A 20,563-nucleotide genomic window follows, 5' to 3' on the forward strand; every position below is an offset into this window, starting at 1 on the left:
CGGTCAGGGCTCCTCCGCCGCGCGGATCTCGTCCTCCCAGGCCCGGGTGGCGTCACGGACCGCCTGGTCGATGTCGACGCCGCTGGCCTGGGCCCGCTGCACGAGCCGCAGGACCCGGACGCCGGCCTCGACGGAGGTGATCGGCTCCGCCGCGAACGGCACCCCGTCCGGGCCGCCGTTGTCGAGGCGCTGGGCGGTCTTCGCGGCACGGGCCAGCGTCGGCAGGGACCCGGCGATGCCGTCCAGGCACGAATCACGGTGCTTCACGGCGCGCTTGCGCAGCTCCCAGGCCGTGTCCAGGTCCTCCGGAACGCCCTCGCCGGCGAAGACGTGCGGATGGCGGGCGATGAGCTTGTCGGCGGTCGCGGCGGCGACGTCGTCGATGGTGAACAGGCCGTCCTCCTCGGCGATCCTCGCGTGGAGGACCACCTGCATGAGGACGTCGCCGAGCTCCTCGCGCAGGTCGTCGTCCGAGCCGACCTCGATCGCGTCGACGAGCTCGGCCGACTCCTCGATGAGATGCTTGACGAGGGTGCGGTGCGTCTGGGCGGCGTCCCACGGGCAGTCGGCGCGCAGTCGGTCGACCACCCGCACGAGCCGCTCGAGCTGGGCGCCCCGCGCGCCGGTGTCGCCCCGGTCGGCCCGCTCTCCGGCGGCCATCAGCCCTCGCTGCGCCCGGACAGCGAGCCGGAGCCCATGACGGTGAGCTCGTCGGCGTCCCAGGCGCCGTAGCGCGGGTTGATCTCGATCCGGAGGCCGGAGGCCTGATCCCTGGCGCTCTGCTCGCCCTCCAGCGAGACGTAGGCGGTGAGCCGGACGATGCCCATGAAGGCCTCGCTGCAGTCGGCGGTGCTCGTGAAGAGATCGGCGTTGCGCAGACCGGCGCGGGCCTTCTGGAGGTCGGCGTCCGAGACCGTCGCATTGGCCCGCTCGATGAGGGCGTCCGCCACGAGGCCCTGGGCGACCCAGGAGGCGACGGCCTGGCGCACCTCGCCGTCGGGGTACTGGTCGGACGTGCCGGCCCCGTCGAGGGCCGTCCGGCAGCCCTCGGCGAGGGCGTCGAGGTGGTCCTCGGTGACCCTCCGGCCGTCGACGACCATCGCGGTGCCGGCGCTGGGCGCGCAGCCGGCGAGCAGGGCGAGGGCCAGGGCCGGCAGGCCGAGACGGACCGGACGGGGCAGTCGACGAGAGGTCATCGGGGTCTCCTTGCAGCGCTGGGTTCGGTGCCGGGGCGGATTCGGCCCGGCACCGCGGGTCGGACGGGATCGGTCTCGTCGCCTCGGGCCGGGACGGACGGAGCCCCCGTCGGCACGAGTCTAACGGCTGCCGTCGGCCCCGGCGCCCGCCCCGCCCGTCCGCGGCGGGTCGGGGGCGAGGATCGCGGTGACGACGTCGCCCGCCCAGGCGATGAGCTCCTCGTCGGTCACCATGCGACCGCCGATGGGCGCGGTGCGGGGAGCCGGGACGAGCAGCATGTTCGCGGCGTGCTTGACGACCGCGCCCGGGTAGAGGCGGTTCAGGCGCAGCTGCCGGCTCTCGGGCAGGGCGATCCCGGCGCCGTCGGGACCGCTTCGCCCCGCCAACGGGGCGAAGCGGATCTGGTTGCCCTGGGCGACGACCTCGGTGAGGCCGACTCCGCGGCACAGCAGCCGGAAGGAGGCCACGGAGAGCAGCAGCTCGGCCGGGCGGGGCGGCGGGCCGTAGCGGTCGACGAGCTCGGCGCGCAGCTCGTCGAGCTCCCGCTCCGAGCGCACCTCGGCGATGCGCTTGTAGACGTCGAGGCGCAGACGCTCGGAGTCCACGTAGTCGACGGGCAGGTGCGCGTCGACGGGCAGCTCGATGCGCATCGGCTGCTCGGCCTCGACGGGGCCGCCTGCCTTGAACTCCGCGACGGCCTCCCCCACGAGGCGCAGGTACAGGTCGAAGCCGACGTCGGCGATGTGCCCGGACTGCTCGTCGCCGAGCAGATTGCCGGCGCCGCGGATCTCCAGGTCCTTCATGGCGATGGCCATCCCGGCGCCCAGGTCGGCGTTGGCGGCCAGGGCGGCGAGCCGGTCGTGGGCGGTGGCCGTCAGCGTCTTCTCGGGCGGGTAGAGGAAGTAGGCGTAGCCGCGCTCGCGGCCCCGCCCGACGCGCCCGCGCAGCTGGTGCAGCTGCGACAGGCCCATCCGGTCGGCCCGGTCGACGATGAGGGTGTTCGCGGTGGAGACGTCCAGGCCGGCCTCGACGATCGTCGTGCACACGAGCACGTCGGCGCGGCGCTGCCAGAAGTCGACCATGACCTTCTCGAGCTGCTTCTCGCTCATCTGGCCGTGGGCGACGGCCACCCGCGCCTCCGGCACGAGATCGCGCAGCCGGGCCGCGACCCGGTCGATGTCCTGCACCCGGTTGTGGACGAGGAAGACCTGGCCCTCGCGGGCGAGCTCGCGGCGGACGGCGGCCACCACCTGGCCCTCGTCGTGGGGACCGGCGAAGGTGAGCACCGGGTGGCGCTCCTCGGGCGGGGTGGCGATCGTGCTCATCTCGCGGATGCCCGTGACCGCCATCTCGAGGGTGCGGGGGATCGGGGTCGCGCTCATCGACAGGACGTCGACGTTCACGCGCAGCTTCTTGAGGGCCTCCTTGTGCTCGACGCCGAAGCGCTGCTCCTCGTCGATGATGACGAGGCCGAGGTCCTTGAAACGGATCCGGTCGGACAGGAGCCGGTGGGTGCCGATGACGACGTCGACCCGGCCGCTCGCCAGGCCGTCGATCGTCCTGGCGCTCCGCTCGTCGGACTGGAAGCGGCTCAGCTGCTCGACGACGACGGGGAAGCCGGCGTAGCGGTCGGCGAAGGTCTGGGCGTGCTGCTGGACGAGCAGGGTCGTCGGCACGAGGACGGCCACCTGCTTGCCGTCCTGGACGGCCTTGAAGGCGGCGCGCACGGCGATCTCGGTCTTGCCGTAGCCGACGTCTCCGCTGACCAGGCGGTCCATCGGGACGATCTGCTCCATGTCGTGCTTGACGTCGTCGATGCAGGCCAGCTGGTCGGGCGTCTCGGTGTGGAGGAAGGCGTCCTCCATCTCGCGCTGCCAGGGGGTGTCGGGCCCGAAGGCGTGGCCGCGGGTCGCCTGGCGGGCCGCGTAGAGCTTGATGAGGCCCGCGGCGATCCGGCGCACGGCCCGCTTCGCGCGGCTCTTGCGCTGGCGCCACTCGGCGCCGCCCATCCTGTCGAGGGCGGGCGCCTCGCCGCCGACGTAGCGGGTGACCTGGTCGAGCTGGTCCATCGGCAGGTAGAGGCGGTCGCCCGGCCTGCCCCGCTTCGAGGGGGCGTACTCGATGACGAGGTACTCGCGGGTGGCGCCACCGACGGCGCGCTGGGTCAGCTCGACGAAGCGCCCCACGCCGTGCTGCTCGTGGACGAGCGGGTCGCCGGGTCGCAGCTCGAGAGGCTGCACCTGGTTCCTGCGGCGGGCCGGCATGCGGCGGGAGCCGTGCTCGGCCTGCGGCTGGCTCGACAGGTCGCCGCCGGCGATGAGGGTCAGCTCGACGGCCGGGACGCGCAGCCCGTTCCGCAGCGGCGAGGTGATGATCGTCGCCTGCCCGCGCGGCGGCTCCTCGGCGAGCTCGGCGGCGATGCGGGAGCCGATGTCGTTGTCGGCGAGCAGCTCGTGCATGCGCCGCGCCAGGCCGGGGCCCTCGACGGACAGGACGACGCGCCAGCCCCTCGCCAGGTCGGCGCGGACGGCCTCGACGACGGCCCCCGTGTCGCCGTGCCAGGCGCCGACGGGCTCGACGCCCGGGCCGATCGGGCCCGCCTCCCCGCCGGGCCCGGCGGCGCCGTCGGGCGAGCCGGCGAAGGCCGACAGCCCCCACCAGGACCTGCCGCCGTCGAGGACGTGCTCGCGCACCTGCTCCAGCTCCCGGTAGGTCGAGGCGGCCAGGTCGATGGGGGCGCGCCCGCCGGAGGCCGCGGCCGCCCACGAGGCGTGGAGGAACTCCCGGCTCGTGCGCACGAGCTCGTCGGCGCGGGTGCGCACGAGCTCCGGGTCGGCGACGAGGACCATCGTGTCGGCGGGCATCGCGTCGGTCAGCAGCTCGAGCTCGGGCACGAGGGCCGGGATGAGGGCCTCCATGCCCTCGCACGCCTGGCCCTGGGCGATCCGCTCGAGCATCTCGGACAGCTCGGGGTGGTCGCCGGCCAGGGCCGCGGCGCGGGCGCGGACCTCGGGCGTGATGAGCAGCTCGCGGCAGGGCACGGCGGTGAACTCGTCGAGGGTCCCGTCCATGGAGCGCTGATCGGCGACGGTGAAGAAGCGCATCTCCTCGACGGTGTCGCCGAAGAAGTCGACGCGGACCGGATGGTCGTGGGTGGGGTCGAAGACGTCGACGATGCCGCCGCGCACCGCGAACTCGCCGCGACGCTCGACCAGGTCGACACGATTGTAGGCGGCCGCCACGAGCTCGGCCTCGAGGCGGGCCGGGTCGTGCTCGGCGCCGGCCCGCAGCCGCACGGGCGCCAGCCGCGACAGGCCCTTGACCTGGGGCTGGAGGACGGCGCGGACGGGCGCGACGACCACCCGCGGCGCCGGGGCGCCGTCGGCGCCGGCCAGGCGGCGCAGCACCGTGAGGCGCCGCCCGACGGTGTCCGAGCGCGGACTGAGGCGCTCGTGGGGCAGGGTCTCCCAGGCCGGGTAGTGGGCGACAGCCTCCTCGCCGAGCAGCCCGGCCAGCTGGTCGAGCAGCTGCTCGGACTCGCGGAGGGTGGAGGCGACGACGAGGACGGTCCGGTCCGTCCGACCGGCGAGCCCGGCGACGAGCAGCGGCCGCACCGCCGCCGGGGCGGTGACGTCGAGGGTCCGCGTCCCGGCCCGGGCCCGGGCGAGGAGATCGGCCGCCCCGGGGTCGGAGAGGACAGCGTCGAGCAGACCGGAGAGGTTCACCCGTCAATCCTAGGCGGGCGCCCGGAGCCGACGCGGTGCCTCAGCTCGTGGGCGACGAGCAGCAGCGCCACCCAGATCGGGCCGACGACGAGCGCGATGCGGTAGCTGGGGCTGAGGGCCATGAGCGCGACGACGCCGGCCAGGAAGGCCAGCGCGATCCACGTGGTGACCGGGTGGCCGGGCATGGGGAAGTCGGAGCGCTGCCCGTCGGCGGCGAGGCGGGCGCGGAACTTCAGGTGGGTGACGAGGATGAGCACCCAGGTGATGACGACGGAGATCGTCGCGACGGCCATGATGTAGACGAAGGCGCGGCCCGGGAACAGGTAGTCGAGGAGCACCGTCGTGCCCGTGCAGGCGGCCGAGACGAGCACGCCGAGCCACGGGGAGCCGTGACGGTTGGTGCTCGCCAGGGCATCGGGAGCGTTGCCCTGCTGGGCCAGCGAGTAGAGCATCCGGCCGTTCGCGTAGAGGAACGAGTTGAACGCCGAGACGGCGGCGGTGAGGACGACGACGTTGAGGATGTGCGCCGCCCCGGCGATGCCGAGCCCGGAGAAGATCGTCACGAGCGGGCTGCCCGCGCTGCCGAGCCGGTCCCACGGGTGGAGGGTCACCATGACGGCGATCGTGCCGACGTAGAAGATGAGGATCCGGCCGACGACGCCGTTGATCGCCCGGGGGATCGTCCGGGCGGGGTCGCCGGCCTCGCCGGCGGTGACGCCGATGAGCTCGACGCCGCCGAAGCTGAACATGACGACGACCAGGCCCAGCAGGACGCCGCGCAGGCCGTGGGGGGCGAAGCCGCCGTGCGCCCACAGGTTGGCGACGCCGATCGGCGGGCCGCCGATGCCGGTGCAGATGAGCAGCAGGCCGCCGACGATCATGCCGCCGATGGCCACGATCTTGACGAGGGCCAGCCAGAACTCGACCTCGCCGTAGGCCTTCACCGTCACGAGGTTGACGGCCGTGACGACCACGAGGAAGACCGCCGAGCTCACCCAGGCGGGCACCTGGGGGGCCCAGAACTGGACGTACTCCCCCACGACCGACAGCTCGGCCATCGACACGACCGTGTAGTCGAACCAGTAGTTCCAGCCGGCCACGAAGCCGGCCCGGGGGCTCCAGTACTCGTAGGCGTAGGCGCTGAACGAGCCGGGCCGGGGCCGGTGGACGCTCATCTCGCCGAGCGCCCGCATGATGAGGAAGATGACGGCTCCGCCCACGAGGTAGCACACGACGACCGCCGGGCCGGCCTGGCCGATCGACTCGGACGAGCCGTAGAACAGCCCCGTCCCGATCGCCCCGCCCAGCGCGATGAACTGGATGTGACGGTTCCCCAGGCCTCGGCGCAGGCCCGCCCCGGAGCCCCGCTCAGCCACGGTTCCGCGCCCCCGTCCTCATCCGGCGAGCCACGAGCAGGACGACGAGCCAGACCGGCCCGACGACCAGGGCGACGCGGTAGCTGGGGATGAACGCCATGAGCACGACGAGCATCGCCAGGAAGGCGAGCACGAGGGCGCTCGTCCACGGGAAGCCGGGCATCGCGAAGCCCGCCGGGGCCTCGCCGCGGGACCGCAGGCGCGCCCGGAAGCGCATGTCGGTGATGACGATCATCGTCCAGTTGATGACGGCGGCGATCGTCGTCACCGACATGACGTAGAGGAAGACCGTGTCGGGGAACAGATAGGTGAGCAGCACGGCGACGGCGGTGACGGCCGAGGACACGAGGATGCCGAGCCACGGGGAGCCGAAGCGGTTGGTGCGGGCCAGGGGGGCCGGCGCGTTGCCCTGACGGGCCAGCGCGTGGAGCATCCGGCCGTTCGAGTAGAGGCCGGAGTTGTAGGCCGAGACGGCGGCGGTGAGGACGACGACGTTGAGGATGTGCGCCGCCCCGGCGATGCCCAGCCCGGAGAAGATCGTCACGAGCGGGCTGCCCGCGCTGCCGAGCCGGTCCCAGGGGAAGAGCGCGACGATGACCGCGACGGTGCCGACGTAGAAGATGAGGATGCGGCCGACCACCTGGTCGATGGCCTTCGGGATGGTCCGGCGCGGGTCGTCGGCCTCGCCGGCGGTGATGCCGATGAGCTCGACGCCGCCGAAGCTGAACATGACGACGACCAGGCCCATGAGCATGCCCTGGACGCCGTTCGGGAAGAAGCCGCCGTGCGTCCACATGTTCGACAGGCCGATCGGGCGCCCGCCGTTGCCCAGGCCCGTGCAGACGAGGAGGACGCCGCCGACGATCATGGCGATGATCGCCACGACCTTGATGAGGGCGAGCCAGAACTCGATCTCGCCGTAGGCCCGCACGGTGACGAGGTTGACGGCCGTGATGACGACGACGAAGACGGCCGCGCTCACCCAGGCGGGCAGGCCGGGGAGCCAGAACTGCACGTACTTGCCGACGACGGTCAGCTCGGCCATCTGGACGCCGATGTAGTTGAACCAGTAGTTCCATCCCGACACGAAGCCCGCCCGCGGGCTCCAGTACTCGTAGGCGTACTGGCTGAAGGCCCCCGAGGTGGGGGTGTGGACGCTCATCTCGCCGAGGGCGCGCATGACGAGGAAGATGACGGCCCCGCCGACGAGATAGCAGATCATGACGGCCGGGCCGGCCTGGCCGATCGACTCGGACGAGCCGTAGAACAGGCCCGTCCCGATCGCCCCGCCCAGGGCGATGAGCTGGATGTGGCGGTTCTTGAGGCCGCGGCGCAGGCCCTCGTCCTGCGGCAGCTCGCGGACGCCGGGCCCGCCCGCCTCGTTGCTCGATGACATCGGTTCCTCAGTCGTTGTACCGGTTCTGCGCGGCCCCGAGGCCGGCGGTGATGATCGCCTCGACGGCGTCGGCGGCCCGCCCGACGGTGACGGCCAGGTCCTCGCGCTCGCCCCGCGGGACGCGGCCGAGCACGTGGTCGGCGCCCGCCCGGTGGCCCGGCGGCCGGCCGATGCCGAGGCGGACCCGCAGGAAGCCGCCCGTGCCCAGGTGGGCGCGCACGGACCTCAGCCCGTTGTGGCCGTTGCCGCCGCCGCCCGCCTTGAGGCGGATGCGGCCCGGGTCGAGGTCGAGCTCGTCATGGACGACGATGACGTGGCCCGGCGCGACGCGGTGGTACTCGGCGAGGGGCCCGACGGCCCGGCCCGAGTCGTTCATGAAGGTGCGGGGCTTGACGATGAGCAGCGCCTCGCCGCCGGGGACGCCGATCCCCGCGGCGCCGATGCGCGTCGTGGCGACCTCGGCGTGCATGCCGCGCGGCGCGGTGAAGCGCTCGCCCGCGCGACGGGCCAGCTCGTCGGCGACCATGAAGCCGACGTTGTGGCGCGTCCAGACGTACCGCGGGCCGGGATTGCCCAGGCCCGCCACGAGCCAGGTCATGGCGCCTCCTCGTTCTGCGTGCTCCACCCGCCCCGCGCGTTCCGCTCCGCCCGTCGCCCCGCGCGGCCTCCGGGCGGGGACGGGCGGACAGGACGAGGGGCGGGACCCGCGTGCAGCGGGCCCGCCCCCGTCGGTCACGGGCGGCGTGGGCTCACTCGGCCTCGGGCTCGCCCTCGGTCTCGGCCTCCTCGTCGCCCTCGCCCTCGGCGGGCTCGGGCAGCTCCTCGGCGGCCGGGGCCGACACGGACAGGACGAGGGCGTCGGCCGGGTCCTCGAGCTCGGCGCCGGCGGGCAGGACGATCTCGGCGGCGGTGACCTGGGCGCCGATCTGGAGGCCCTCGACGGAGACCTCGACGTGGGCCGGGATGTTCGTGGCCTCGGCCTGCAGGGCCAGGTGGGTGCGCTCCTCGTTGACGATGCCGCCGGGGGCCGGGACGCCGACGAACTCGATCGGGACCTCGACGGTCACCTTCTCTCCGCGCGTGACGAGCAGCAGGTCGACGTGCTGGAGGAAGCCCTTGATGGGATCGCGCTGGACCTCCTTCGGCAGGGCCAGGCGGTCCTCCGAGCCGGCGACGCGCACGGTGAGCAGGGCGTTCTCCTGGCGCAGGGCCAGCAGGGCCTCGTGCCCCGGCAGGGTCAGGTGGACCGGCTCCGTGCCGTGGCCGTACAGGACCGCGGGGACCTTGTCGGCGCGGCGGATGCGGCGGGCCGCGCCCTTGCCGAACTCGGTGCGCTCTTCGGCGTCGAGGATGATCTCGGCCATCTCGTTCTCCTTCGTCGTGGCGCGGGGCGCCTGTGATCTGCACGCGGGCACGGGGACGGGCGCCCCGGACGCGTGGCCCGGATGGACGAGGAGGAGGCGTCGTGCGCGACCGCGCACGGAAGGGGACCGGGCGCCAGTCGATCACGGCCCTGCGGCCCTCGCCAAGCGACGCGGGCAAGTATAGCCGCCGGGCCGGGCTCAGGCGTTCCCGCCCCCGTCGGCGAACAGGCTGGCCACCGAGCCGTCGCGGAAGACCTCGGTGATGGCGCGGGCCAGCAGCGGGGCGATCGACAGCTGGGTCATCCGCGGGACGTCGACGCCCTCGGCCAGCGGCAGCGTGTTCGTCACGACGATCTCCTCGAACGGCGTCGCGTTGAGGCGCTCCTGGGCCGGGCCCGACAGGATCGGGTGGGTGGCGGCGGCGATCACCTTGGCGGCGCCGTGCTCGATGAGGGCCTGCGCGGCCTGGCAGATGGTGCCCGCCGTGTCGATCATGTCGTCGACGAGCAGGCAGGTGCGCCCCGCCACCTCGCCGACGACCTCGTGCACCTTCACCTCGTTGGCGGTCGTCGGGTCGTGGCGCTTGTGGATGATGGCCAGCGGGATGTGCAGGCGGTCGCTCCACTGGTCGGCGAGGCGCACGCGGCCGGCGTCGGGGCTCACGACGACCATGTCCTGGCCCGAGTACTTCTTCTCGACGTAGTCGGCCAGCACCGGCAGGCCGGTGAGGTGGTCGAGGGGGCCGTTGAAGAAGCCCTGGATCTGGGCGGCGTGCAGGTCGACCGCCATGATGCGGTCGGCGCCGGCCGCCGAGAACAGGTCGGCCATGAGGCGCGCCGAGATGGGCTCGCGGCCCAGGTGCTTCTTGTCCTGGCGGGCGTAGGGGAAGCAGGGGGCGACGACGGTGATGCGCCGGGCCGAGGCGCGGCGCAGGGCGTCGACCATGATGAGCTGCTCCATGATCGCCTCGTTGACGGGGGCCGGGTGCGACTGGATGACGAAGGCGTCGCAGCCGCGCACCGACTCGTTGAAGCGCACGTAGATCTCGGAGTTGGCGTAGGTGATGAGGCGCTGGGGCGCCAGCTCGACCTCCATGAGGTCGGCGACCCGCCGGGCGAGCTCCGGATACGCCCTGCCCGAGAAGAGCATCAGGTGCTTCTCGTCGTTGCGCTTGACCCCGGTCATCCCGTTGGTTCCCCCCGCCCTCGACTGTCTCGTGCGCCGCCGGCCCCGGCCGGGCTCAGTGCCCGCCCTCGGCCTTCTCGGCGGCGTCGGCCTCAAGTACATCACGGCTCGCCTGGACGGCCGGGTGGATTCCACCCTCGTGGGCCGCCGCCGACCGGTCGGCCTTGGAGCCGGGGCGGGTCCTGGCGACCCAGCCGTTCGAGACGTGCAGGTGCGAGCGGGCCACCCCCAGGGCGCCGGCGGGGACGTCCTGGGTGACGGCCGAGCCGGCCGCGATGAAGGCGCCGTCGGCGATGTCGACCGGCGCGACGAGCACCGAGTTCGAGCCGATGAAGACGTCGTCGCCCAGGTGCGTCGTGGACTTGTGGGCGCCGTCGTAGTTGGCGAAGATCGTGCCGGCGCCGACGTTGACGCCCTCCCCGAGGATCGCGTCGCCGCAGTAGGTCAGGTGCGGCACCTTGGAGCCGGCGCCGATGCGGGCGTTCTTCGTCTCGACGAAGGTGCCGATCTTGCCGCCGGCGCCCAGCTCGGTGCCCGGACGCAGCCGCGCCCAGGGGCCGACGTCGGCGTTCGGGCCGATGACGGCCAGCTCGCCGTGGGTGCGGATGACGTGGGCGTTCTCGCCGACCTCGACGTCGCGCAGCGTCGTGTCGGGGCCGACGACGGCGCCGGCGGCGACGCTCGTGGCGCCCAGCAGCTGGGTGCCGGGCAGCAGGGTGACGTCGGGCTCGAGGGCGACGTCGTCCTCGATCCAGGTGGTGCGGGGGTCCGCGATGGTGACGCCCTCGCGCATCCAGTGCTCGCAGATGCGCCGGTTCATCTCGGCGTTCATGGCCGCCAGCTGGACGCGGTCGTTGACGCCCTCGGTCTGCCAGACGTCGTCGATCCGGTGGGCGCCGACGCGGCGGCCGGCGGCGTTGGCGAAACCGATGACGTCGGTGAGGTAGAGCTCGCCCTGGGCGTTGTCGGAGGTCAGTCCGGACAGGCCCTCGCGCAGGGTGGCGGCGTCGAAGACGTAGATGCCGGAGTTGATCTCGCGGATGACGGCCTCGTCGGGCGAGGCGTCTCGCTGCTCGACGATGCGCTCGACGGCCCCGCCGGAGCGGACGACGCGCCCGTAGCCGGTCGGGTCGTCCACGACGGCGGTGAGGACGGTGACGGCGTTGTCCTCCGCCTCGTGGGCGGCGACCAGCTCGGCCAGCGTCGCGCCCGAGAGCATCGGCACGTCGCCGTAGGTGACGACGACGACGCCGTCGAGGTCGTCGGGCAGCACCGACAGGCCGGCGCGCACGGCGTCGCCGGTGCCGTTCTGGTGCTCCTGCACGGCGATGGAGACCTCGGGGGCGAACTCGGCCAGGTGGGCCTGCACCTGCTCGCGCTCGTGGCCGACGACGACGACGAGCCGGTCGGGTTCGAGGGAGCCGGCGGCCTGGACGGCGTAGCTCAGCAGGGGGCGCCCGGCCACGCGGTGCAGCAGCTTGGAGGTGCGCGACTTCATGCGGGTGCCCCCGCCCGCGGCGAGCACGATGACCGCCGAGACGCCGACGCCGTCCGGCCGGCCTGCGCCCTGCGGGAAGATCTGCGGATCAGTGGACATGATTCCTCCTGGGCCCCCGGCCCGACTCGTGGGGGACGGCCCGACGACCGCCCGCGCCGGCCTCCCGCGGCCGTCCGCCGGAGGCGTCTCGACCGGAGCGCCGTCGCGCTCCCTGGGCAGGAGTCGAACCTGCGTCGCTGATCCTGATTCAAAGTCAGGCGGGCCCTGCCGGCAGACCAACCAGGGAAGGATCGCCCATCGGCGACCGCTGCCAGTGTAGGGCCCGGCGGGTGAGCGGGTCGAACGCCCCGTCGGGCGCGGCGGCGGCCCGCCCATCCTCTAGGCTGGGGTTCCGTGAGCACGGACAACCCTTCCAGCACTTCCACGCTTCCCCCCTTCGGCCCCGGCCAGCACCTGCTGAGCGTCAACCAGCTGGACCGCGCGTCCCTCGGCGCCCTCCTCGACCTCGCCGAGGCGCTGCGCCCCGTCGGACGCGGCACGCGGGTGTGCCGCGTCCTGGAGGGGGCGAACCTCGGCAGCCTCTTCTTCGAGCCCAGCACCCGCACGCGCCTGTCCTTCGAGTCCGCCTTCCACCGCCTCGGCGGCTCGGTCGTCTCGACGACCGGCTTCACCTTCAGCTCGATGGCCAAGGGCGAGTCGATCCACGACACCGCCCGCGTCGTCTCGGGCTACTCGGACGCCCTCGTCGTGCGCCACCCCGACACCGGCTCGGTGGCCCGGTTCGCGCAGGCCTCCGTCGTCCCCGTCATCAACGCCGGCGACGGCTCGGGCGAGCACCCCAGCCAGTCGCTGCTCGACGTCTTCACCATGCGCGCCGAGCTCGCCGCCCGCGGCAAGTCGATCGACGGCGCGACGATCGCCGTCCTCGGCGACCTGCGCTACGGCCGCACGGTGCACTCGCTGCTGGCGATCCTCGGCCTGTTCGAGAACGTGAGCTTCCGGGTCTTCGGCCCGCCGGCCCTGGCCCTGCCGACCGAGTTCTTCGACCTGGTCCACGCCGGCGGCAATGCGATCGTCGAGTGCGACTCGGTGCAGGAGGCCATCGCCCCGGCCGACGTCATCTACTGCACCCGTGTGCAGAAGGAGCGCCTCTCGGAGGAGGACGAGCAGCGGGTCCACCTGACCGGCGATCTGCTCAACCGCGCCATCCTCGACGAGGCGGCCCGCCCCGAGTCGATCATCATGCACCCGCTGCCGCGCGACTCCCGGCACAACTCCTTCGACCTGTCGCCCGACGTCGACGGCTGGCCCGGCCTGGCGGTCTTCCACCAGACCGACAACGGCCTGCTCATCCGCATGGCGATCTTCTCGACCACCCTCGGCGTCGCCGACCGCGTGCTCGACGACCTGCGCCCGGCGAGCTGGCTGAGCACGAAGTGACCCCGCCCGCGCCGGCCTCTCCCACCGCCCCCGGCGTCGGCCCGCCCGTAGACTTCGACCCATGAGTCGCGCCGAACCGGGCCGCAGGCGCATGCGGATGAGCAGCAGTGAGCGCCACGAGCAGCTGCTGGGCGTGGCCCGCGCGCTCTTCGCCGAGCGCGGCTTCGACGGCGCGAGCGTCGAGGAGATCGCCTCGCACGCCGGGGTGAGCAAGCCGGTCGTCTACGAGCACTTCGGCTCGAAGGAGGGCCTCTACGCGGTCGTCACCGACCGCGAGCTGCGCACCCTCGACGACGCGATCATGGCCGCCATCGCCAAGCCGTCGACGAGCTACCGCGCGGTGATCGAGCGCGGCACGATCGCCCTGCTCAGCTACATCGACGAGCGGCCCGAGGGCTTCCGCATCATCTCCCGCGACTCCCCCGTCGGCTCCACGAGCGGATCGTTCGCCCTCATCCTCGACCACATCGCCGACAAGGTCGAGGACCTCCTGCGCCCCCCGCTCGTGCGCCGCGGCTACGACCCCGCGCTCGCCGGCGTCTACGCGCACGGGCTGGTGGGCATGGTCGGCTCGGCCGGGCTGGCCTGGGTCGACCGCCGCGAGCCCGACAAGGAGCGGGTCGCCGCCGAGCTGGTCAACCTGGCCTGGAACGGCCTCGCGAGCATGGAGCACGCGCCGAAGCTCATGAGCCGCACCGCGCGGGGGTAGACGGGCTGTGGCGCCTCGGCCGGTGGCGCGGCGGTCCATGGGCCGCACCGCGCGGGGTGGGTGACTGCCCGGATCGAGCAGAACCTCGCCCGCCCCCCATGGGCCGCACCGCGCGGGGCGGGTGGACGGGCCCCGGGCAGGGTCGGCGCCCCTCCGGTATCGTGCTGACATGATCCCGACGACCCCCCGCCCGGGGGCGCTCCGACGCACCCCGACCGCCGCGCTGCGACTGCTCCTCGTGCTGGCCCTCTCGGGCGCGCTGTGGCTCGTGCCCCGCCCGGCCGTGGCCTGCGCCTGCGGGGCCGTCATCGACACCGCCGACAGCCACGTCACCGGCGAGACGAGCGCGCTGACCTGGGACGGCTCGCGCGAGACCATCACGATGGTCATGTCGATGGACGCCGGCGCCGACGACGTCGCCTGGATCATGCCGGCGCCGGCGGGCACCGGCATCGGGCTGGGCTCCACCGACACCATCGTGGATCTGTACAACGACTCGCTCCCGCGCATCGAGCACGTGAAGGACTGGACCCCCAGACTGTCCGGCACCGACTCGCTCCGGTCGGGCGCCGCGTCCGATTCCGACGACGCGGTGCAGGTGGAGTCGAGCACGACGGTCGGCCCCTTCGACGTGGTGACCCTGTCCGGCGACGACGCGGGCGCGCTCACCACCTGGCTGGTCGACAACGGCTACCCCGATCGCTCCGACCTGGTCGGGCCCTTCCAGGACTATCTGGACCAGGGCTGGCGCATCCTCGCGGTGAGGCTGACCCCGCAGGCGGCCGACGAGAGCTTCGACGGGGCCCTGCCGCCGATGAGCCTGAGCTTCGACACGACCGAGCCGGTCTACCCGATCCGGCTGAGCTCGATGGCCGCCACGGACCAGCGGGTGCGTCTGCACGTCGTGGCCGCCCACCAGATGGACATCAGCCGGCAGGCCGCCCCCGCCGAGCCGCTCGAGCTGCTCTTCTCCGGCCGGGTGAGCGCCTCCGACGCGGGGCTGGAGACCGGTTTCGACGGCTCGGACCAGGTCTGGCTGAGCACCTACGGGGGCCGGCTGAGCCCCGGGTCCATCACGGACGACTACACCTTCGCCCGGGCCGCCTCCGACTCGCCGTACCAGCGCGTGAACACCGTGATCGACACCTCGCCCGGGGAGCACCTGGGGCTGGCGATCCTCGTGACGCTCGGGCTCGCCGCAGTCCTCGTCCCCGTCGTGATCACCGTCGCGGTGAGCACGAGGAGGCGCGGGGCCGGACGCTAACGCGGCCCCTCACGGCGAACGGTCAGCAGCACGCGCAGCTGCCGGACGAGCTGGTCGCGGTCGACGGCCAGGCCGTCGAGCATGCGCGACTCCACCGCGACGAGGCTCTCGATGGCCGCGTCGACGCGCTCGAGACCGAGCGGGGTGAGCTCGATGGTCCTACTGCGCAGGTCGTGCGGGTCGGCGTGCCGGGTGATCATGCCGCGCCCGGCCAGCCGGTCGAGACGGTTCGTCATGGTGCCGCTCGTGACGTGGTTGTCCCGGATGAGGTGGCCGACGCTGGCGCTGTACGGGGCGCCGAGCTTGCGCAGCGCCGACAGGACGTCGAACTCCCAGACGGTCAGGTCGTGCTCGGCGTAGGCGCGGGCCCGTTCCTTGACGAGGATGGCGGCCAGGCGGGAGATGCGCGACCAGATCTCGAGGCTGGAGACGTCCAGCTCGGGGCGCTCACGGCGCCAGTCCGCGACCAGCTCGTCGACCTCGTCCTCGTCGCCCCGGTCGTCGTCCATCCGGTCCTGATTCACACGGGTATTCTCCCGCAGTCGCCGGCGGCTCACGGGCGGTCTCGCGAGAGCCCGGCGGATCGGCATCAGGACGCCGTGCGCCGCCCCGGCGCCCGTTCCACGGGTCGTTCCCGCAGCACGAGCACCGCGAGGACGAATGCCCCGCCCCCGTTGCGCCGCGCCTCGGGTCGGGATCGGCGCAGCCGCCGCGGTCGCCCCCGCCGACGCGGCTCCGGGGCGGTCCCGCTCAGCCCCGGTCGTGCACGGTCACCGCATGGCCGTCGGGGTCGGCGAAGGCGGGCGCCAGGCCGAAGAGCCCCTCCGCGGGCCCGTTCAGGATCGGGGTACCGGCCTCGACGAGCCTGGCGTGGAGCCCCTTCACGCCGTCGCAGTGCATCCACAGCGCGACTCCGAGACCGGGACGCCCCTCGTCGAGATCGACACCGGGCAGGGGCTCGCGCACTGCGAAGGGAACGGGCGAACCGGCGAGCGCCACGGCACCGGATGGAGCCCTCGGGGCGCGGCGAAGGCCGAGCACGGTCTCGTAGAACTGTGCGGAGCGCTCCGGATCGCGCACCTGGAGAGCGATGGAATCAGGACCTGTCACTGTCATGGGCATGGACCTCCTTCTCGTGAATGAATGTCGGGGTTCTGACATCTGTTCGCCCCGGTGCGTCGGGATGCTCACACGAATCGAGGAGAACCCGGACTCGAGAACCTGGTCGGTTACCGCCTGAAGCAGACCCGGGCGGTCCTGCGCTCGCGGATGGACGAGGCGCTGCGCCCGTTGGGACCCACGACCCCGCGGTACGTCTGCCTCGAGCTCCTCGCCCGCACGCCGGCGACGTCCAGCTCGGAGCCGGCCCGCGGCGCCTTCGTGACCAGGCAGACGATGAGCGAGCTCCTCCGGGGACTCCAGTCCCGCGGACCCGTGGCGCGGGCGGAGCGCCCCTCCGGCGGACGGGCGCTCCCCGTCGAGCTCACCCCCGATGGGCGGCGGCTCCTGGACCTGGCCTCGGAGCGCATCGGCGAGATCGAGCAGCGGATGGTCTCCGGGCTCACCGTGGGCCAGCGCCGCGCGCTGCACGAGGCGCCCGTCCGGTGCGCCGAGGCGCTGGAGGACTAGAGCGGCGCCGGCATCAGCGGGGGTCGCCGCCGACAGGGCCCAGGGCGCCGGGCGCCGCGCCCGTGGCGGTGCGCACGGCGGTCACCTCGGGAGAGGGGCCGAGCACGGCGGCGACGGCGCGAGCGGCGTCCCCGTCGGCGCACAGGAAGGCGCAGGTGGGGCCCGAGCCCGAGACGATCCCCGCCAGGGCCCCGGCGGCCCGGCCGAGCTCCAGGGTCGCGGCGAGCCCCGGGTAGAGGTCCAGGGCCGCCGGCTGCAGGTCGTTGACGAGCAGGCCCGCGACGGTCGCCGCGTCGCCGCGGGCCAGGGCCCCGATGAGCTCGCCGGGCCGACCCCGCCCGGCGTCCATCGGGGTGCTCGTCCCGGCGGCGACGCGCTCGTCGAAGCGGTGGTAGACGGTGGGCGTCGACAGGCCCCGGCGGGCGACGGCCAGCGCCCAGTGCAGGGTGCCGGCGCACTCGAGGGGCTCGAGCCGCTCGCCGCGGCCGGCGCCGAGGGCCGTGCCGCCGAGCAGCGCGAAGGGGACGTCCGAGCCGAGCTCGGCGGCGAGCTCGAAGAGCTCCGCGTCGCCCACGTCGAGGCCCCACAGGCGGACGGCGCCGACGAGGGCGGCCGCGCAGTCGGCGGAGCCCCCGGCCATCCCGCCGGCGACGGGGATGTCCTTCTCGATCTCGAGGTGGGCGCCCATCCGGGGGCCGCCGAAACGGTCCCGGACGGCCCTCGCCGCGCGGACGGCGAGGTTCGTCTCGTCGTCGGCGACGTGGCGGGCGTGCTCGCCGCGGGTGACGACGCTGATGCGCCCGGGCCGGTCGGTGAGGCGCATCCGGTCGCCGAGGGAGACGGCGTGGAAGACGGTCGAGAGCCGGTGGTAGCCGTCCTCGCCCCGGGCGGCGACGCGCAGCGTCAGGTTGATCTTGGCGGGGGCTCCGACCCGCACCCGCCGAGCCTCCGGGCGCGGCCGGGGGGTCGGTGCGCCCCGGGACGCGCCGCTCATGGCGCGGGCTCCTCCCCGGCGCGGGCGGGACCGGCCCAGCCGGCGGCGACGAGCCGCTCGGCGATCGCCGCGAAGTCCCCGATGGGGAGCTGCTCGCCGCGGGCGGTCGGGTCGAGGCCGGCCGCCCCGATGGCCGCCGCGGCGGCGGCCGAGCCGCCGGCGAGCCCCGACAGGGCCGAGCGCAGCATCTTGCGGCGCTGGGCGAAGGCCGCGTCCACGACGGCGAACACCTGCTCCCGGGTGGCTCCGGAGGCAGGCGGCCCGCCCCGGGAGATCCGGACCAGACCGGAGTCGACCCGCGGCACCGGCCAGAAGACGCCGGGCGGCACGGTGCCGGCGCGCCGCGCCGTGCCGTACCAGGCGAGTTTGGCGCTGGGGGCCCCGTAGACCCTCGACCCGGGGGCGGCGGCGAGGCGCTCGGCCACCTCGAGCTGGACCATGACCAGGCCCGCCCGCCAGGATCGCGACAGTGCGAGCACGTGGAGGAGCACGGGGACCGCGACGTTGTAGGGCAGGTTCGCGACGAGCCGGGTGGGCGCCGGGCCGGGGATCCCGGTGAGCGCGAGGGCGTCCGAGGCGACGACCCGCAGGCGGCCGGCCGCCTGCGGCTGGTGCTCGGCGACGGTCGCCGGCAGCTGCCCGGCCAGGCGCCGGTCGATCTCGACGGCAGTCACCGAGGCGCCCGTGGCGAGCAGCCCGAGGGTGAGCGAGCCGAGACCGGGACCGATCTCGAGGACGGTGTCGCCGTCGTCCACGCCGCCGAGGGCGACGATGCGGCGCACCGTGTTGGCGTCGACGACGAAGTTCTGACCGAGCGCCTTCGCGGGGCGCAGCCCGAGCCGTTCGGCGGCGGCGCGGACCGAGCGGGGGTCCAGCAGCGCGGCCATCTCAGGCCCCTCGCCCCGCACGGGCGCCCCAGGGCCCGTAGGCGGCGAGGGTGTTGGCGGTGAGCCGGTCGCAGAACCGCCCCAGCGCCTGCTCGTCGTCGACGTCGACGCCCCTCGCCCCGGCGACGAAGCGCACCGTGACGGGCAGCAGGTAGGGCGCATTGGGGCGGCCGCGCAGCGGCACGGGCGTGAGATAGGGGGCGTCGGTCTCGACGAGGAGGCGGTCGGGCGGCGTGACGGCCAGGGCCTCGCGCAGGGCGGTGTTGGGCTTGAAGGTGACGGCCCCGCCGAAGCTGAGCCAGACGTCCCGGCGGCCTGCGCCCCCCGCCAGGGCGGCGCGGGCGAAGTCGGCGTCGCCGCTGAAGCAGTGCAGGACGGTGCGCTCGGGCCATCCCTGCTCGTCGAGCACGCGCAGGACGTCGGCGTGGGCGTCGCGGTCGTGGATGACGAGGGTGCGGCCGGTGTCGTGCGCGATCCGGACGTGGCGGGCGAAGGCCCGGCGCTGCACAGCCCGGCCGGCCTCGTCGCGGGTGCGGAAGTAGTCCAGCCCGGTCTCGCCGACGGCGCGGACCCGCTCGTGCGCGACGGCCAGCTCGGCGATCCGGTCGATCCCGTCGTCGAGCCCGTCGACGCCGGCCGCGGCGGCCAGTCGGGCCGCGTCGTTGGGGTGGATCGCCACGGCGGCGGCGACCTGCTCGTGGTCGGCGGCGAAGCGGACGGCCCAGCGCGAGGCATCGAGGTCGCAGCCCACCTGGACGAGGCGGTCGACGCCGACGGCGGCCGCCGCGGCGAGGTTGAGCTCGGCGTCCAGCCCCGAGCGGTCGGCCGTCGAGTCGACATGGGTGTGGTCGTCGATGCAGCGCCCGGGCAGCGGCGCCGGCATCGACGGCAGGTCCAGGCGCGCCAACTCGGCGGCGATCTCGGCGGGGTTCACGGGGCCATTGTCGCGCACCCGCTCGTCGGCGCCGCGCCGGGGCCAGCCGCTCACGAACCGTTCCGGGAGGCCAGGGCGGCCTCGTAGAGGGTCCTCCTGCGGACGCCGGTCTCGGCGGCGACCCGCCCGACGGCCTCGCTGAGGCGCTCGCCGGCGTCGATGCGCTCGTCCACCCGGACGAGGGCCTCGTCGAGACCGCCGTCGGGGTCGGCGGGACGGCCCGCGATGACGATCGTCGTCTCCCCGCGGGCGTGCTCGGCGGCCCAGTCGCGCAGCTCGGCGAGGGGCCCGCGGATGATCTCCTCCCAGGGCTTGGTGAGTTCGCGGCACAGGACGCCGGGGCGGTCGGCGCCGAGGGCGTCCGCGGCGTCGGAGAGGAAGCCGGCGAGCCGGTGCGGGGCCTCGAAGAGGACCATGGTGCGCTCCTCGGCCGCCAGGACGGCCAGGCGCCTGCGCCGCGGGCCGGCGGCGCGCGGCAGGAAACCCTCGAAGCAGAAGCGGTCGCAGGCCAGGCCCGAGACGGCGAGGGCGGTCGTCACGGCGGAGGGGCCGGGCACGCTCGTCACCCGGATGCCCGCGTCGACGGCGGTCCGCACGAGGCGGAACCCCGGGTCGGAGACCGACGGCATGCCGGCGTCGGTGGCCACGACGACGACCGCGCCGTCGGCGAGCTCGCGGAGGAGCGGGCCGGTGCGCTCGGCCTCGTTGCCCTCGAAGTAGCTGACGATGCGGGCGTCCGTCTCGACGCCGGTGCGGGCCAGGAGCGTGCGCAGCAGCCGGGTGTCCTCGGCGGCGATGACGTCGGCCTGTGCGAGGGCCCGGCGCAGCTGCGGGGAGGCCTGGGTGGCGTCGCCGATGGGCGTCCCGGCCAGGACGAGGGTGCCCGGCCCGACGAGGCGCTCGGCGGACCCGCTCATGTGCTCACTCACGCCCCCGACGATAGCCGCCCCCGGCGTCGCCGACCG

19 protein-coding genes and 1 tRNA gene are annotated in these 20,563 nt (G+C 74.2%); 4 read left to right on the forward strand and 16 right to left on the reverse strand.

What is annotated here, in order from left to right; genetic code table 11:
- Nucleotides 1–3: 3 nt before the first annotated feature.
- The 10 genes from K336_RS0108650 to K336_RS0108695 form a co-directional block, all read right to left on the reverse strand.
- On the reverse strand, nt 4–660 hold the full coding sequence (locus K336_RS0108650; protein WP_021798731.1) for a nucleoside triphosphate pyrophosphohydrolase: 657 nt from the start codon (nt 658–660) through the stop codon (nt 4–6).
- Nucleotides 660–1,196 carry a hypothetical protein gene (locus tag K336_RS0108655; protein WP_021798735.1) on the reverse strand — a complete coding sequence of 179 codons (537 nt, stop codon included), beginning with the start codon at nt 1,194–1,196 and terminating at the stop codon, nt 660–662. The genes K336_RS0108650 and K336_RS0108655 overlap by 1 nt, the downstream gene beginning before the upstream one ends.
- Nucleotides 1,197–1,316: 120 nt before the next feature.
- Nucleotides 1,317–4,922: a transcription-repair coupling factor gene (gene mfd / locus K336_RS0108660; protein WP_051245559.1), complete on the reverse strand. Its 3,606-nt coding sequence runs from the start codon at nt 4,920–4,922 to the stop codon at nt 1,317–1,319.
- Nucleotides 4,919–6,298, reverse strand: a complete 1,380-nt coding sequence (locus K336_RS0108665; RefSeq protein WP_028706810.1) for an amino acid permease — start codon at nt 6,296–6,298, stop codon at nt 4,919–4,921. The genes mfd and K336_RS0108665 overlap by 4 nt, the downstream gene beginning before the upstream one ends.
- Nucleotides 6,291–7,694, reverse strand: a complete 1,404-nt coding sequence (locus tag K336_RS0108670; RefSeq protein ID WP_051245560.1) for an amino acid permease — start codon at nt 7,692–7,694, stop codon at nt 6,291–6,293. Before K336_RS0108670 ends, K336_RS0108665 begins: the two co-directional genes overlap by 8 nt.
- 7 nt (nt 7,695–7,701) lie before the next feature.
- Nucleotides 7,702–8,292, reverse strand: coding sequence for an aminoacyl-tRNA hydrolase (gene pth / locus K336_RS0108675; protein ID WP_028706812.1), 591 nt, complete (start codon nt 8,290–8,292; stop codon nt 7,702–7,704).
- A gap of 151 nt (nt 8,293–8,443) precedes the next feature.
- A complete protein-coding gene (locus K336_RS0108680; RefSeq protein ID WP_021796560.1) occupies nt 8,444–9,058 on the reverse strand; it encodes a 50S ribosomal protein L25/general stress protein Ctc in 615 nt (204 codons plus the stop codon).
- A gap of 198 nt (nt 9,059–9,256) precedes the next feature.
- Nucleotides 9,257–10,243 carry a ribose-phosphate diphosphokinase gene (locus K336_RS0108685; protein WP_021796562.1) on the reverse strand — a complete coding sequence of 329 codons (987 nt, stop codon included), beginning with the start codon at nt 10,241–10,243 and terminating at the stop codon, nt 9,257–9,259.
- Nucleotides 10,244–10,298: 55 nt separating this feature from the next.
- A complete protein-coding gene (glmU, locus tag K336_RS0108690; protein ID WP_021796564.1) occupies nt 10,299–11,840 on the reverse strand; it encodes a bifunctional UDP-N-acetylglucosamine diphosphorylase/glucosamine-1-phosphate N-acetyltransferase GlmU in 1,542 nt (513 codons plus the stop codon).
- A 108-nt stretch (nt 11,841–11,948) separates the two neighbouring features.
- A tRNA-Gln gene (locus K336_RS0108695) sits at nt 11,949–12,027 on the reverse strand.
- A 107-nt stretch (nt 12,028–12,134) separates the two neighbouring features.
- Here K336_RS0108695 and pyrB point away from each other — a divergent pair.
- The 3 genes from pyrB (at nt 12,135) to K336_RS0108710 (ending at nt 15,154) form a co-directional block, all read left to right on the forward strand.
- Complete coding sequence (pyrB, locus tag K336_RS0108700) at nt 12,135–13,181, forward strand: aspartate carbamoyltransferase (protein ID WP_021796567.1); 1,047 nt, start codon at nt 12,135–12,137, stop codon at nt 13,179–13,181.
- A gap of 97 nt (nt 13,182–13,278) precedes the next feature.
- Nucleotides 13,279–13,890: a TetR/AcrR family transcriptional regulator gene (locus tag K336_RS0108705; protein ID WP_028706815.1), complete on the forward strand. Its 612-nt coding sequence runs from the start codon at nt 13,279–13,281 to the stop codon at nt 13,888–13,890.
- Nucleotides 13,891–14,059: 169 nt separating this feature from the next.
- Entirely contained in the window at nt 14,060–15,154 is a 1,095-nt protein-coding gene (locus tag K336_RS0108710; protein WP_028706816.1) for a DUF2330 domain-containing protein, read from the forward strand.
- On the opposite strand, the gene K336_RS0108715 is transcribed toward K336_RS0108710, so the two are convergent.
- Entirely contained in the window at nt 15,151–15,678 is a 528-nt protein-coding gene (locus K336_RS0108715) for a MarR family winged helix-turn-helix transcriptional regulator (protein WP_233418747.1), read from the reverse strand. The two genes, K336_RS0108710 and K336_RS0108715, sit on opposite strands and share 4 nt — an antisense overlap.
- Before the next feature lie 226 nt (nt 15,679–15,904).
- Nucleotides 15,905–16,276: a VOC family protein gene (locus K336_RS0108720; protein ID WP_021796566.1), complete on the reverse strand. Its 372-nt coding sequence runs from the start codon at nt 16,274–16,276 to the stop codon at nt 15,905–15,907.
- 51 nt (nt 16,277–16,327) lie between these two features.
- On the opposite strand from K336_RS0108720, the gene K336_RS0108725 reads away from it, so the two are divergent.
- Nucleotides 16,328–16,783 (forward strand): MarR family winged helix-turn-helix transcriptional regulator, encoded by a 456-nt coding sequence (locus K336_RS0108725; RefSeq protein WP_021796565.1) that lies wholly within the window; start codon nt 16,328–16,330, stop codon nt 16,781–16,783.
- 13 nt (nt 16,784–16,796) lie between these two features.
- Here the strand turns inward: K336_RS0108725 and K336_RS0108730 are convergent, their stop codons facing one another.
- The 4 genes from K336_RS0108730 to rsmI are packed head-to-tail and all read right to left on the reverse strand — an operon-like array spanning nt 16,797 to nt 20,515.
- Nucleotides 16,797–17,777 carry a 4-(cytidine 5'-diphospho)-2-C-methyl-D-erythritol kinase gene (locus tag K336_RS0108730; RefSeq protein ID WP_051245561.1) on the reverse strand — a complete coding sequence of 327 codons (981 nt, stop codon included), beginning with the start codon at nt 17,775–17,777 and terminating at the stop codon, nt 16,797–16,799.
- A complete protein-coding gene (gene rsmA, locus K336_RS0108735; RefSeq protein ID WP_028706821.1) occupies nt 17,774–18,664 on the reverse strand; it encodes a 16S rRNA (adenine(1518)-N(6)/adenine(1519)-N(6))-dimethyltransferase RsmA in 891 nt (296 codons plus the stop codon). The genes K336_RS0108730 and rsmA overlap by 4 nt, the downstream gene beginning before the upstream one ends.
- 1 nt (nt 18,665) lies before the next feature.
- Entirely contained in the window at nt 18,666–19,598 is a 933-nt protein-coding gene (locus tag K336_RS0108740; RefSeq protein ID WP_028706822.1) for a TatD family hydrolase, read from the reverse strand.
- A gap of 50 nt (nt 19,599–19,648) precedes the next feature.
- Entirely contained in the window at nt 19,649–20,515 is an 867-nt protein-coding gene (gene rsmI / locus K336_RS0108745) for a 16S rRNA (cytidine(1402)-2'-O)-methyltransferase (protein WP_021797017.1), read from the reverse strand.
- Nucleotides 20,516–20,563: the final 48 nt, after the last annotated feature.

The sequence above is a fragment of the Propionibacterium acidifaciens DSM 21887 genome, from assembly GCF_000426605.1.
GTDB lineage: Bacteria > Actinomycetota > Actinomycetes > Propionibacteriales > Propionibacteriaceae > Propionibacterium > Propionibacterium acidifaciens.